General features: G+C 68.3%; 15 protein-coding genes and 1 pseudogene. 8 read left to right on the top strand and 8 right to left on the bottom strand.

Going from position 1 to position 13,612, the window contains the following annotated elements; all coding sequences use genetic code 11:
• Positions 1-123: 123 nt before the first annotated feature.
• The 3 genes from E1181_RS23500 to E1181_RS23490 all read right to left on the bottom strand — a co-directional run bounded on the left by E1181_RS23500 (position 124) and on the right by E1181_RS23490 (position 2,732).
• Positions 124-1,287: a damage-control phosphatase ARMT1 family protein gene (locus tag E1181_RS23500; protein WP_207922273.1), complete on the bottom strand. Its 1,164-nt coding sequence runs from the start codon at positions 1,285-1,287 to the stop codon at positions 124-126.
• Between the two features lie 105 nt (positions 1,288-1,392).
• Positions 1,393-1,635, bottom strand: coding sequence for a hypothetical protein (locus E1181_RS23495; RefSeq protein WP_132677904.1), 243 nt, complete (start codon positions 1,633-1,635; stop codon positions 1,393-1,395).
• Positions 1,632-2,732 carry a hypothetical protein gene (locus E1181_RS23490; RefSeq protein WP_207922272.1) on the bottom strand — a complete coding sequence of 367 codons (1,101 nt, stop codon included), beginning with the start codon at positions 2,730-2,732 and terminating at the stop codon, positions 1,632-1,634. The genes E1181_RS23495 and E1181_RS23490 overlap by 4 nt, the downstream gene beginning before the upstream one ends.
• A gap of 307 nt (positions 2,733-3,039) precedes the next feature.
• Here E1181_RS23490 and E1181_RS23485 point away from each other — a divergent pair, with 307 nt between their 5' ends.
• The 7 genes from E1181_RS23485 to E1181_RS23455 all read left to right on the top strand — a co-directional run bounded on the left by E1181_RS23485 (position 3,040) and on the right by E1181_RS23455 (position 9,287).
• Positions 3,040-3,624 (top strand): hypothetical protein, encoded by a 585-nt coding sequence (locus E1181_RS23485; protein WP_132677902.1) that lies wholly within the window; start codon positions 3,040-3,042, stop codon positions 3,622-3,624.
• A complete protein-coding gene (locus E1181_RS23480) occupies positions 3,617-4,576 on the top strand; it encodes an SRPBCC family protein (RefSeq protein WP_132677900.1) in 960 nt (319 codons plus the stop codon). Before E1181_RS23485 ends, E1181_RS23480 begins: the two co-directional genes overlap by 8 nt.
• A 107-nt stretch (positions 4,577-4,683) precedes the next feature.
• Positions 4,684-5,565 (top strand): crotonase/enoyl-CoA hydratase family protein, encoded by an 882-nt coding sequence (locus E1181_RS23475; RefSeq protein WP_132677899.1) that lies wholly within the window; start codon positions 4,684-4,686, stop codon positions 5,563-5,565.
• 93 nt (positions 5,566-5,658) lie between these two features.
• Entirely contained in the window at positions 5,659-6,138 is a 480-nt protein-coding gene (locus E1181_RS23470; RefSeq protein WP_132677898.1) for a GtrA family protein, read from the top strand.
• A 109-nt stretch (positions 6,139-6,247) separates the two neighbouring features.
• Positions 6,248-7,198: an esterase/lipase family protein gene (locus E1181_RS23465; protein WP_132677896.1), complete on the top strand. Its 951-nt coding sequence runs from the start codon at positions 6,248-6,250 to the stop codon at positions 7,196-7,198.
• Between the two features lie 110 nt (positions 7,199-7,308).
• Positions 7,309-7,881 (top strand): TetR/AcrR family transcriptional regulator, encoded by a 573-nt coding sequence (locus E1181_RS23460; RefSeq protein WP_235876982.1) that lies wholly within the window; start codon positions 7,309-7,311, stop codon positions 7,879-7,881.
• Positions 7,878-9,287: an MFS transporter gene (locus E1181_RS23455; protein WP_132677894.1), complete on the top strand. Its 1,410-nt coding sequence runs from the start codon at positions 7,878-7,880 to the stop codon at positions 9,285-9,287. The genes E1181_RS23460 and E1181_RS23455 overlap by 4 nt, the downstream gene beginning before the upstream one ends.
• A 33-nt stretch (positions 9,288-9,320) precedes the next feature.
• Here the strand turns inward: E1181_RS23455 and E1181_RS23450 are convergent, their stop codons facing one another.
• The 5 genes and pseudogenes from E1181_RS23450 to E1181_RS23430 form a co-directional block, all read right to left on the bottom strand.
• Positions 9,321-9,803, bottom strand: a complete 483-nt coding sequence (locus E1181_RS23450) for a Pycsar system effector family protein (RefSeq protein ID WP_235876981.1) — start codon at positions 9,801-9,803, stop codon at positions 9,321-9,323.
• A 187-nt stretch (positions 9,804-9,990) separates the two neighbouring features.
• Positions 9,991-11,304, bottom strand: a complete 1,314-nt coding sequence (locus E1181_RS23445) for an MFS transporter (RefSeq protein ID WP_132677890.1) — start codon at positions 11,302-11,304, stop codon at positions 9,991-9,993.
• A gap of 202 nt (positions 11,305-11,506) precedes the next feature.
• Positions 11,507-11,761, bottom strand: coding sequence for a DUF397 domain-containing protein (locus E1181_RS23440; protein WP_132677888.1), 255 nt, complete (start codon positions 11,759-11,761; stop codon positions 11,507-11,509).
• Positions 11,758-12,279: pseudogene (locus E1181_RS23435) on the bottom strand (DUF5753 domain-containing protein); the annotation flags it as partial. The gene E1181_RS23440 and the pseudogene E1181_RS23435, both read right to left, overlap by 4 nt.
• A gap of 113 nt (positions 12,280-12,392) precedes the next feature.
• Positions 12,393-12,689 (bottom strand): DUF4190 domain-containing protein, encoded by a 297-nt coding sequence (locus E1181_RS23430; protein WP_132677885.1) that lies wholly within the window; start codon positions 12,687-12,689, stop codon positions 12,393-12,395.
• Positions 12,690-12,833: 144 nt separating this feature from the next.
• Here E1181_RS23430 and E1181_RS23425 point away from each other — a divergent pair, with 144 nt between their 5' ends.
• Entirely contained in the window at positions 12,834-13,343 is a 510-nt protein-coding gene (locus E1181_RS23425; RefSeq protein ID WP_132677883.1) for a nitroreductase family protein, read from the top strand.
• The last annotated feature ends 269 nt before the right edge of the window (positions 13,344-13,612 follow it).

The raw sequence follows: 13,612 nt of genomic DNA, 5'->3' as shown, positions 1-13,612 counted from the left end.
TTCTCGCAGACCGCAGCCGGTTCCCGCATCCGCCCCCATGGAGCGGATCAGTCATCGACGAACTGCGTCCGAATCAATTCTGCGCAATTCAAGCACCCATCCAGGTTGTCAGAATTCGACGGCTCATCGTGGCGATGAGCGTTGGCCGGAGGTCTGGATGAGGGCGTGGGAGCCCTTGGTCCGCCAGGGCTCTTCCCCTTCGTCGAGGGATGAGACCGTGCCGGCGCTCAGGCCCACGACGACTTCGGACTTCAGGACTCGGAGCGCGGCCAGCGGTCCCGGGAAGTACGACACCGCTTCATCGAACGGCCGCGTGGCGGGCCAGTGGCGGTCTCCGACGAGGCGGCGGTAGTTGAGGTCGCCCTTGAAGATCGTGACCGCAGCCGACGCGAAGTCCGCGCGCAGGTCGTCCGGCATCTCGCTGAAATCCCCCGGTGCGCAGAAGAACGGATGCGATCGGACCGCGATCTCCCCTGCTCGCAGTGACTCCTGGACACGACGGCCGATGTCGCCTGCCTCGCCGGACGTTCCGGTGAGGTGGTTCAGCACTTCGAGGACGTCGGACGGCGTGGCGTCGGAGACGTAGTAGGGGTTCGGTTTGACGTGCAGGACGACGTGGTCGGCGCGCCCGGTGGTGAGCAGCCGGTCGACGAGCACCAGGTCGGCGGCGAGCTCACCCGCCGAGTTGTCGGCGACGAGGTGGACCGCGCCGGGCTCGCCGAACAACGACCAGAACTCCTCGGGCGAGCCTGCGACCAGGCCTGACGTGGCACCGCTCGCGTCGGTGGACAGCTGGAACGCCAGGTCTGCCTGGTTGCCCCACACCGCGGCCTGGACCACGGCGGCGTCCCGGTCGGCGGCGCTGAGGTGCGGGAGCTCGTCGAGGGCCTTGAGCGTCTCGTCGGTGGCCGCGTTGTGCAGCTCGGCCCGCTTCATCGGCGCGAACGGGTCCACACCCCGCCAAGGCCCCGGAGCGAAGAACCCGGTCGCCGCCAGCAGCTTCCGGAAGAAGTAGCTCTCAGCCCACAGGAACGAGGTCTCCGCCCACGGCCGGCCGACCTGATCGGCGATCCACCCGGCCCACACCCCGTGGTCCGGCGCGTCGTCCTCCAACGGCTCGACCACACCCCCGGTCGACTGCCGCAACAACGCGGACAACGCCTCCCGCACGTCCGGCCCGAACGGATGCGCCGAGAGAAGCCGCTCGATCATCACCGGATGCCGCTCGTGGAACACCCGCCACCCGAACGACCCGACCTCCCCGATCCCGATCACCGACGCGTCCACCGAACCGCCTCCCACCAGAACCGCAAGACCACCCAACCGGCCAGCGACCCTACCAACGCAACACCCCACAACCCCGCAACCGCACTCGGCGGTGCGGGTCAGCGGTCAGGAATCAGTGCGGTCCGCTTGGTCGAGGTATGCCTCGATGCGGTAGTCGACCTGGATGTCGTGGTAGGTCACGTGCGGTCGGACCGGGTTCGGGAGGTTGGTGCGGTCGCTTCCGGAGGTGGAGCGGTCATCGATGTCCCCGGGGAAGTCGACGCTGGTTTCGGGCACCTCGCTGAAGGTGATCTCGTCGGCTCGCACGGTGCTCGTGAAGGTCACGTCCGGTTCGTCCTCGGTGGTCATCGGCGTCGTTCCCTCCTGGACGGACGCGATGTGGTGTCCCGGCTGGTGCGGCGGGTCCTGCGCTCGGTTTCGCCTGTGGTGCGGCGCTTTCGAGGCGGTTTCCTCTCGGATTCGCCCTCGTCGTCGGAACTTCCGTCGCCGACGACGTCGCGCGCTCCCTTGCCGGCTTCTTCGGCAGTGCTCCCGACGTCCTCGACGGCCTCACCGGCACCGCTACCCACCTGCTCAGCGGCCTCACCAGCACCACTACCCACCTGCTCAGCGGCCTCACCAGCACCACTACCCACCTGCTCAGCGGCCTCACCAGCACCACTACCCACCTGCTCAGCGGCCTCACCAGCACCCTCGCCGACGCTCTCGACCGCGCTTCCGGCGCCCGACCCGACCTCCTCGGCCGCCGAGCCCGCGCCCTCACCCACGCTCTCCACCGCACTACCGGCACCGGAGCCGACATCCTTCACCGCCGACCCAGCGCCCTCGCCCACGTTCTCCACCGCACCTCCAGCACCAGCGCCGACATCCTCGACCGCGGACCCGGCGCCCTCACCCACGCTCTCCACGGCACTACCGGCACCGGAGCCGACGTCCTTGACCGCCGAACGCGCACCTTCACCCACGTCCTCGACAGCTTCGCCTGCACCTGCGCCCACGTCCTTCACCGCGGACCCGGCACCCTCGCCGACGTCCTCCACGGCGCGTCCGAGGCTCTTGGTGAGGTTCTCCAGGATCTGGGGGTTGCGGTCGATCGTCGTCAGGACCCGGTCGAGGACGTTGGCGACGTTGTCCAGCCGGACGTTGAGGTGGGCCTGGGCTTCCACGCCCTTGATCTGCAGCGCAACGCGGCCGAGCTCGGCGTCGACACCGACGTTGAGCTTGAGCAGGTCGAGGACCTCGGCTTGCAGGGACACCCGCGCGCGGAGGTTCTCCACCTCCAGGCTGATCTCGTCGACCTTGACCACGGGGATGTCGAGGTAGACGTCCGGGTACTCGTCCTTGCGCCCGCCAGCGGACGCGGACACCCGTTCTCCCTCGGTGCCAGCTTCCACCAGCTCGGCGTCGTACTGGCCCTCGTCCTGCTGCTCGTCCCTCTCGGCCATCGTCGAATCCCCTCACTCCTTCGGTGTGGGCAGGCGCGGTCCACGTTCTTCCAGCCTTGGTCGTGGCGGTCTCGGCGGAGAAGAGGACTTCGACTCTACGAACCGCGGCAGCGCGCTCCTAGGTTCGTTGGGGAGCACCTGACTTGGCCGCATCACGCGATCATGGGGTTGACCAGCGCCAACGTCGTGGCTGCTCGCACCTGGACGATCAGCGGTGCCGATGTGTGCAGGCGCTCGTCCGGGGGTAGGTCTGACTCGGACTGCACTTCGCAGCCCGAGGATCTCATCGCTCCAGCAGGAGGTCGGGATGAAGCAGGGACCTCAGATCGCGACGGCTGTGGCGCTCGGCTACGCCCTCGGTCGCAGCCGCCGGATGAAACTGGCGCTCATGGTCGGCGGGGTCGTTCTCGGACGCCGCATGGGCGATCCCAAGGAGCTGCTGGCGAAGGCGGGTGGAGCGGTGGCCCCCTCCGGCGAAGTCGGCGGCGCGCTCCGCGACCGCCTCGTCGAAGCGGCCAGGACGGCGGCCATCGCCGCGGCGAGCAACGAGATCGAGGCCATGAGCGACAACCTCTCCGAACGAGCCGCGAAACTCCGCTCCCCGGAATCGGATTCATCGGAATCCGGAGAAGACGAGCAGGAATCGGCCTCCTCGGAGGAACCGAAGACTCCGGAGCAGCGCACCTCGACCGAGGACGACCAGGAATCGAAGTCCGAGGACGAGCAGGAAACGGCGTCATCGGAATCCGAGGACGACCAGGTGAGCGAGTCGAGCAAGCGCACTCGCGCCCCGCGCAAGCCCTCCGCCCCGCGTGCGGCCACCCCGAGGAAGAAGACCTCGGCGGGGTCGTCCAGCGGATCGAACCGCAGGTCAGGTGGGAACGATGGCTGAGACCGATCAGCGCGACAAGAGCCTCGCGGACGAGCTCCCGCTCGATCGCCTCAAGGACGCCGGGCAGGACCTCCTCGAAGCGGTGGTCTCCCGGGCGGTCGGTTCGGTCACCGGCAAGATCACCGGCCTCACCGACAGGCTGACCGGCGTCGCCGACAACGGCGGTTCCGGCCTGACCGCGGCGCTCACCGGCGCCAAGGACCTCGCCGAGGGCAAGTCTCCGCTGAAGTCCGCGCTCGGCGCCGGAGTGGCCGGGGCGAAGGACAAGGTCAAGCAAGCCGTCGGCGGCGGTGGCGGTGGTGGTGGCAGCAGCGACGCGAAGGTCGTCAACATCATCGAGGAGTTCGACGTCGGCATCCCGCTCCGAGTCGCCTACAACCAGTGGACCACGTTCGAGGACTTCCCCAGCTTCACCAGGAAGGTCGAGAAGGTCGAGCAGGAGTCCGACGAGAAGATCAACTGGCGGGCGCAGATCTTCTTCTCCCACCGCGACTGGGAATCCACCATCATCGAGCAGGTCCCGGACGAGCGGATCGTGTGGAAGTCGACCGGAGCCAAGGGCTACGTCGACGGCGCCGTGACCTTCCACGAGCTCGCCCCGACGATGACGCGCATCCTGCTCGTCCTCGAGTACTACCCGCAGGGGTTCTTCGAGAAGACCGCCAACCTCTGGCGCGCGCAGGGTCGACGCGTGCGGTCGGACTTCAAGCACATCAAGCGGCACATGATGACCCGCACGATCCTCGACCAGGACGAGGTCGAGGGCTGGCGCGGCGAGATCCGGGACGAGGAGGTCATCAAGACCCACGAGGAAGCGCTCGACGAGGAGGAGAAGGCGGACCAGGGCGAAGAGACGGACGAGGACGACGACTTCGAAGACGAAACCGAAGACGAGACCGAGGAGGAGGACGAGGAGGAGCGGGTACCCGCTCAGACCTCGCGGAAGAGCTGAACCGCTTCGCGTGATCAGGACCACGTCGACTCCGCGCACGGCTGTGTCAACATCGGTGAACCATCCCGCCTGCGCAGGGTCCACGACCCGACCACGAGGAGACGAGTGTGCAACTGAGCACCATCAGCCACGACGTCACCGACGGCGTACTCGTCGTCACGCTCAACCGCCCCGACCAGCTCAACGCCTTCACCCCCACCATGGCCGACGAGCTGGAGGAGACGTTCGTCGGTGTCAACGACGATGACTCCATCCGGGCGGTCGTCGTGACCGGCGCGGGGCGGGCGTTCTGCGCGGGGATGGACCTCAGCAGCGAGGGCAACGTCTTCGGCCTGGACGAGTCGCAGTCGCCCACGCTCGCCGACATGCAGGACCTCTCCTCCCCCGAGCTCCGCCGCGTCCGCGACACCGGCGGCCGGGTCACGCTGGCCGTCCACGACTGCCGCAAGCCGGTCATCGCTGCCATCAACGGCGCCGCCGTGGGCATCGGCGCGACGATGACGCTGGCCATGGACGCGCGCCTGATGTCGAGCAAGGCGCGGTTCGGCCTGGTCTTCGGTCGGCTGGGCATCGTGCCCGAGGCCGCTTCGACGTGGTTCCTGCCGCGCATCGTCGGCATGCCGAAGGCGCTCGACCTCGCCTACCGCGCCGACATCCTCGACTCGGCGGCCACCGCGGAGGCCGGGCTCGCCGACGCCGTCCACGCGCCCGAATCCCTGCTGGAGGCCGCGCTGGAGCTCGCCGACGCCTGGACCAAGGGCAAGTCGCCGGTCGCCACGGCGCTCACCCGCCAGATGATGCGCCGCAACAGCGCCCTCGACCACCCCCGCGACGCGCACCGGATCGATTCGCTGGCGATGTTCTACACGAGCATCGGCGACGGCGCGGAGGGCGTCGCGGCCTTCACCGAGAAGCGCGACCCGCAGTTCCGCGGCCAGGCCTCGGACCTCCCCGCCTTCTACGACGAGTGGCTGCACGAGGACCGCTGACCGAAGGTTCCCAGCACGTTCCCAGGTCGTTCACCCGGAACGCCCGCACTCCGCACCTACCTTGGTGATCGGAACGGTGCGGGAGGGCGGGTCATGGGCAGTCACAGCAGGCGTGCCGCGGAGCTCCTGGGAGGGCTCCGCGGGCACGTCGTCGGTCAGGCCGCGATGTTCACCGCGGTCGGTGCCGCGACCACCCTGGCCAACGCCGTGCTCTACGTGCTGCTGCGCGGGACGTTCAGCGCCGAGCTCTCCAACGTCCTCTCGGTGCTGATCACGACGATCGCCAGCAGCATCGCGCACCGCCGGTGGGTGTTCGCCGATCGCGACGAGCACCCGACGCGGATGCACCTGCAGACGTTCGTGGTGTTCCTCTACTACTGCGCGTCGAACCAGATCGCGTTGTGGCTGCTCGGTCTCGCCGTCGACACCCCGTCCAGCACGGCCGAGGCCGCAGCCGTCGTCGCGATGGCCCTGTTCGGAGGCACCAGCAGGTTCCTAGCGCTGCGCCTCTGGGTCTTCACCCGCCGCAGGAGGCCGGCACCTCAGCTCAACACCGAGGTCCCGATGTGCTGAGCAACCGTTGTGATCGCTGAGAACGAGGATCCCTGCTCCTCAATTCGGTTGCGGGCCCGGTGAGATCGCCCTAGCGTTGATCGAACGTCGATTTTCCGGGGGATGTTCGATGCGCGATCAACGATGGCGCCGAGCGTCCGCGGCGGTCCTCGCCGCGGGCCTGGGCATGAGCGCACCCGCTGTCGCCTCAGCCGAGCCGGCAGCCGCGGATTCCAAGCCGGTTCTGCTGGTCCACGGCTACAACGAGGGCGCTGACGCGAACTGCGAAGACCTGTGGGGCAACGCCCGCGCCGAGTTCGACGGGCGCTCGGTGCGCACGATCGGCTACTACGAGGGCGATGAGGGCTGCGACGAGTACGTCGGTGGCCGGGCCAACAACGACAACGAGACACCGATCCAGGACCTCGCGAAGGAGTTCGCCAACCACATCTACTCCGGCTACACGAGCAAGGGGCAGTCGGTGGACGTCGTGGCCCACTCGATGGGCGGCCTGGTCACCCGCGTCGCGGTGCTCGGAACGCGCGAGGGCTGGGACGGTTTCCCGCCCAAGGTCGAGGTCGACGACGTCGTCACGCTCGGCACACCGCACGGCGGGATCACCAAGGACCCGTGCTCGGACCCCGCCGACTGCTCGCACCAGTGGTGGCAGATGACGCGGGCGCAGGACGGCGGCTCGGGATTCATCAGCAAGCTGCACGAGTCCGCGGACGGCGCGAAGGACAGGGGGTTCGACGACCCGTGGGCCGAGGGGATCGACTGGAGCCTGGTCGGCTCCGAGGAGGACACGACGGTCGACTACGACCGCGCCATCGACAAGGGTTACTGGGCCCACCAGAAGTACGGTTTCGACGAGGACCTGAACAACAACGGCGATCCCGACTGCACCAGCCCGGACAACATCGACCACCAGGCGATCCGGCTGGTCCGCGACGGCGACTTCTGCCTCAGGTACTGGCACCACGGGAACGACGGCGGCCCGTTCACCACCGACAAGGGCTGGGCCCCGCTGGAGATCGCCCGCAACGCGATCAACCACAAGGGCGACAACCTCCCCCGCTGAGCCACCGACCCTCGCTGTGGCGTCACCACTGCGCTGACGCCACAGCGAGGAGGCGTTGAGGTGGACCGACAGCCTTTTAGTTAGTAGTTAGTAACTGGTAACTTACCGCCATGGCTGAACGGATGAGCGGCCCCCAACGCCGTGCCCAGGTGCTCGCCATCGCGGCGCCGGAGTTCGCGGAACAAGGGCTACACGGCGCATCGACCGAGGCGATCGCGAAATCGGCGGGGATCACGCAGGCGTACGTCTTCCGGATGTTCGGGACGAAGAAGGCCTTGTTTCTGGAGCTGATTCGGGCGGCGTTCGAGCGCGTCAGCGACGGGATGCGAGAGGCGGGCGAGGAGAGGACGAGCCTTGACGCGCTCTCGGCGATGGGCGCTCAGTACTTCGACCTGCTGGCCGACCGGACGGGGTTGCTGCTGCAGCTTCAGGGCTTCGCCGCGTGTGGTGACCCGGAGGTGCGGGACGCGGTGCGGGAGTGCTTCGCGCGGATGTGGAACACCGCCGAGGAAGGCACAGGCCTCGACCCGGTGACCGTGAAGACGTTCCTCGCGTTCGGGATGCTGTTGAACGCGGGCGCTGCCATGGACGTCGAGCAGGTCGACGAGGCGTGGGCGGACGGTGTCCGCACCCGCATCCAGTCGGGCCTGTTCTCGCACATCACGACCGAGACGAACCGATGAGCACCCGTACCGACGTCTCAGCCCGGCGCGACGGACGGTTGAGCACCGCACTGGTGTGCACGGCGTTGGCGGGGGCGGTGATCGGCAGCGTCGGAGCACCCCTCATCACTCCGGTCGCCACTGGAATGAACGTCTCCCTCGACGCTGCGCAGTGGACGCTGACGGTGACGCTGTTCAGCGGTGCGATCGCGGGTCCCGTCCTCGGGCGGCTCGGCAGCGGCCCGTACCGCCGTGTGACGATCCTGGTCACCCTCGCCTTGGTCATGGCGGGTGGACTGCTGACGGTGCTCCCGCTGCCCTTCGCGGCGTTGCTGATCGGACGCGGCTTGCAGGGACTCGGAGTGGCGGTCGGAGCGCTGTTGATGAGCGTGGCCCGCGCACACCTGCCACTTGAGCGGTCGGCGTCGACGATCGCCGCGTTGTCGGTCGCCACGACCGTCGGCATCGGGGTCGGCTATCCGGCGATCAGCCTCCTGGACCAACTCGCAGGCCTGCGCGCCGCGTACGGGCTCGGCCTCCTCCTGTCCGCCGCCGCGCTCGCCATCGCCTGGCGGGCACTGCCGGCTGAAACACCCGGAGAGCGACCTCGGATCGACGTCGCGGGCGCTCTGCTCCTCGCGCTCGGAACCCTCGGGATTCTCCTGGTCATCGCCACACCTTCCATGTGGGCGAACCTGTGGCTGGCCGGTGGTGTCCTCGCCGGCACCGTCGCGATTCTCGCCGCGTGGGTGTTCCTCGAACTGCGCGCCACAGCGCCGTTGGTGAACCTTCGGCTGCTCGGCCAAGGTCCCGTCCTGCGCGCGAACCTCGCAATACTCGTGGCCGGAACGGGCTTGTACCTGCTGTTCAGCCTGTTCACCCGCTTCGTGCAAACTCCGGTGGGCGCCCACTACGGATTCGCGCTTCCCGGCGTCGCCGCGGGTGCAGCGCTGATTCCGTTCTCGCTGCTCGGGTTCGCGGCGGGAAGAGCGGTGCCCAGCCTCATCACACGCATCACCGAGCGTGGGACCTACGCGTTCTCGGTCGTGATCGCCGCAGGCAGCGCACTGCTGTTCGCCGTCGCCAACCGATCGCTCCTGGCCGTGCTCGCCGCGATCGCCTTGCTCGGCTTCGCCGTCGGTGGGCTGTTCGCGGTCATGCCCAAGCTCGTCCTCGTCGGTGTGCCGCAGGAAGAGACGGCCAGCGTGCTCTCGATCAACCAGATCGCTCGCAGCATCGGGATGAGCATCGGGAGCGCGCTCGCCGGTTTCCTGCTCGCCGCCACCACCCCGAACGGCGCGCTGCTGCCCGACCAATACGGCTACATCACCGCTGCCCTGTGGGCACTTCCCCCACTGGCCGTCAGCGCGCTCATCATCGCCGCACAACGAGGGGGAAACCACAGAGGCAACGGCCTTTCTCGTTGAAGAGGCAACGGCCTTTCTCGTTGAGCTGTGGTGTCACCACTGCGATGACGCCACGGCGAGGACTGCCGTGAGCATGCCTGTGCCGATGAGGGCCGTTGCCAGTCGGACTCTGCGGAACTTCGTCGCGCCGAGGCGGGAGATGGTGAGCAGCTGCTGGCGGTACCAGCGCTGCGGGTCTTCGACGATGCGCTCGACGAAGCCCGCCATCTCCTCGTCGGTCATCCGCCTGCTGCGGTGAAATCCGCTGCCGCGCAGCTGCGGTCGCACCACGGCGAGCAGGAGCAGGACTGCCAGCAGCATCAGCACCAGCGCGCCCCACAACGCGATCCGCCCGGCCGCGGGCAGCGGGATGCGCTGGACCGCCGCCGCGCCCACCGTCACGATCGGTCCGAAGACCGCGAGCAGCACGCTCGCCTTGGTGTCGGTCCTGGCGATCGCGGCATCCGCCCTCGCCAGCTCCGTCCGCAGCACTTCGAGCGCGGCATCGCCGGTATCGCGCTCCTCACCCTCAACCACAGCGCCACCCACGTTCACACCCCGTTCCGATCACCGCCGGCCCGGCTGCGGACCACCGCACGGCGACAATACGGCGAGGAACCGCCCGGAGTGCGGGGGATTCCAATTTCGCGCGAAATTCGACTCCGCTTCGTGAGGCTCGAATTTCGCGCGAAATTGGAATCCCCCCGCACCGCCGAGGACGGGGCTACGCGTTCAGGTCGGCGCCGCGGGGTTCGCGGACCATGGTGACGGCGATGATCGAGATGATGCTGAGCACCATGATGTACGCGCCGACCGCGTAGGCGCTGCCCGTGGCCTGGGTCAGCGCCTCGGCGATGGTGGGCGCGAAGGCCCCGCCGAGGATGGCGCCGAAGGCGTACCCGATGGACACGCCGGAGTAGCGCACCTTGGCCGGGAACATCTCGGCGTACATCGCCGACATCGGCCCGTAGGACAGCCCGATGCCGAACGAGAGCACGACGATGGCCAGCGCGAACATCACACCGCTGCCGGTTTCCATCATCAGGAACATCGGCAGCATCCACACGAACACCGCCGCGTAGCCGATCTGGAAGGTGCGCACGCGCCCGATCCGGTCGGACAGCGCGCCGGAGTAGACGGTGAACACCAGCCAGCCGACGGCGCCGACGATCGTCGCCGCCAGCACCGTAGGGCGGGACAGCCCGAGGGTCTTGCCGTAGCTGAGGAAGTAGGCGATGACCAGGTACCCGGCGGCGTTGTTGGCGATGAAGATGAGCGCGGCCAGCACGACGCCTCGGCTGCTGCTGCGGAACAGCTCCGTGAGCGGCGCCGAGGAGTAGGCCTTGCGCTCCAGCAACTCCTGGAAGACCGGGCTCTCCTCGACGAGCCGGCGCACCAGGTAGCCGAACACGATGAGCACCACGGACAGCAGGAACGGAATCCGCCAGCCCCAGGAGTTGAACTGCTCCTCGCTGGTCGAGGAGCTGATCACCCACAGCACACCGGTGGCCAGGATCAACCCGAGCGGCACACCGGTCTGCGGGTAGGACCCGAAGTACCCGCGCTTGCCGTGCGGCGCGTGCTCGACGGCCATCAGCGCCGCGCCACCCCACTCCCCACCTGCGGAGAAGCCCTGCACGATGCGCAGCACGATCAGCAGGATCGGAGCCGCGACCCCGATCTGCGCGTAGGTCGGCAGCAGCCCGATCAGCGCGGTCGCCGACCCCATCATGATCAGCGTCATGACCAGCATCGCCTTGCGCCCGAGCCGGTCACCGAACCGCCCGGCGACGACCGCTCCGAGCGGCCGGAACAGGAAGCTGATGCCGATGGTCGCCAGCGACAGCAGGCTGGCAACCCCCGGTGCGTCGGCGCTCAGGGGCTTGAAGAAGTGCGGCGCGAACACCAGGCTCGCCGCCTGCGCGTAGATGAAGAAGTCGTACCACTCGATGGTCGTCCCGACGAGCGTGCTGGCGAGCAACCGCTTCTCATCCCGGGTGCGACCAGCGCCCGCAGCGTGCTGCACGGAGTCCGACATGGCTGAACCTCGTTGTTCCGTCGTCCTTGTGTTGGGTGTCTGTCTAGTCGGGACGACGCGCCAGGTCGAGTCTTCACGCGCAACGATTCACGGCGAATCCGGCGAGCACCCACCGCCCGGAAGGTCCGCTTCAGGCGAAGTGGCGTTCCGTAGTCGGCTTTGCACGATGAGTAGTGTCGCGCACGGCGGGGCTGCGATGCCCTCAGAGCGAGAACCGACCACCCTTCACCGCGTCGAGGAACGCCCCCCACTGCGACGGCGTCGCGGTGAAGTACCCCGCGTCCGGCGCCTTCGAATCACGCACCGCAGCGTGGCCGGATAAGTCCCCCACCTCGACACAGTCGCCGTTGGGGTGGCTGAAACTGGATTTCCGCCAGCCGACCACGCGACCAACCTCCACGCAGTTTCCATTCGGGTGGCTGCGCGAGGACTTCCGCCAACCCTGGATCTCACTCATCTCTCGCTCTCCTTCTCCTCCGCGATCCTGCTTATGAGCTCCGCGCTAGCTTCAGGGCTCAGAGCCAGCTTGCCGATCGCGTCGATCGCTTGTCGATACTCCTGCACATCAACGACATCGACGACGAAGGCACCAGAGCTGTAGTGCTCGAAGTGCACCGTCGCCGGAGAGTCGGGGAACTCGTACAGGATGAACGGCCCGACCAGCCCTGGATGCCAGCCTACGAGCGATGGAACGACCTGGATCGTCACGTTCTCGCGACTGGCCATGTCTCGGAGATGCGCGAGTTGATCGGCCATGACCTCGGAAGTGCCGATCTGGTCGCGGAGAGCGTATTCACCGATCAAGGCGTGGAACCGAAGAGGAGACCTGCGGGTCAGCACCTCCCGACGTGACGCCCTCACCATCACTCTGGTTTCGAGCTCGTTCGTCGGCAGGCCCGCTGCGACTGAAGCGGCGCGAGCGTATTCGGTGATCTGCAACAGCCCTGGGACGGCCATCGGCGACCACTGGACTACAGCCGAGGCGGCCCGTTACCGCTCGGCCGGGCTCCGCGCCGAGACCGGTTCCAGGTCGGCCGGTGCTCCTTCCCCTGCCCCGGCACCGGCCGGCCACCCCTCCGCCAGGAGCCCTAGGCAGTGGGGATGGTCGAGGCTCCGATCATGACGACGAGGAAGAAGACGAAGACCATCGCCCACACCGCCAGGACCACGTACCCCAGCACCAGCCCGGCGATCGCCATGCCGTACCCCGACTGCGGCGGGTTGTTCCTGATGTCGCGCGCGGCGAGGTGGCCGAAGATCACTGCCAGCGGCGCGATCCCGAGAATGCCCAGGACCAGCGCGGCCACCGACATGCCGTTGGTGGGTGCTGGGGACGTCATCGCGGGTGGCACGGGTCGCGGGTAGTACGGCTGTTCGGCGGTCATGTTCGGATCCCCCTCAGGCTGCTGTCCGGCTGTAGTACGGAAGGGTGCCGGTGGGTCTTCCCGGCAGGCAGGGGCGAAAGGCCCGGGCGCGGGTGCTGACGACTCGCCTCACCAGCCGCGACGCAGGCCGATAGTGTCGGCCGCATGGCAGATTCACTCGGAGCGCTGGCGTCGTTGCGGGCCACCCGGTGGTTCACCGATGACGCGGTCGGCGACGACGTGCTGCGGTCGGTGGTGGAGACCGCGCGGTGGACGGGGTCCGCGCGCAATCGCCAGCCCTGGCGGTTCCACACCGTGCGGAGTCCGGACACGCGCGCGGAGCTGAGTCGCCGCGGCGCTTACGCGGTGCACCTGCGAGCGGCGCCCGTGGTGCTGCTGCTCGCCCTCGACCTCAGCTGGAGCGACGCCGCGTTCGACGGTGGCCGAGTGGCGCAGAACATCATGCTGGCCGCGCACGTTCTCGGGCTCGGCTCGTGCCCGGTGACCTTCTTCCCGGAGGACAACGTCGAGCGGGTCACTGCCCTCGCAGGCTTCTCCGCCCCGTGGCAGGTCCGCACCGGGATCGCGCTGGGACATCCCGCACCGAGCCCGGCGGGTCGATCGGCGATCCCAACCGGCCGGCTCTCGCTGGACGAGCTCTGGACCTCCGACTAGCGCTGCCCGACGGGTTCGCGCTGCTGCTCCGACCTGCAGAACAGGCGGAAGGCGCAAGCCGAGCCACGTGAGCAGGACGAACACCGCCACGACCAGGTACTCGATCAGCGGAATGCGCACGATCTCTTCCAGCTCGGCGTGAGACCGGGTCGCGTACACCGCACCCCCGCGGTGAGCCCCAGGCACACACCGCCACTCCCACGCCGAGCAGGGTGCGCACACATCGGTCAGATCACCCGACCCGCAACAACCCCACCCCCATCCCACAC

The sequence above is a fragment of the Saccharopolyspora terrae genome, from assembly GCF_004348435.1.
GTDB classification, from domain to species: domain Bacteria; phylum Actinomycetota; class Actinomycetes; order Mycobacteriales; family Pseudonocardiaceae; genus Saccharopolyspora; species Saccharopolyspora endophytica.
Note: the sequence above shows the minus strand (reverse complement) of the source record. Positions and strands in the feature narration are given on the sequence as shown.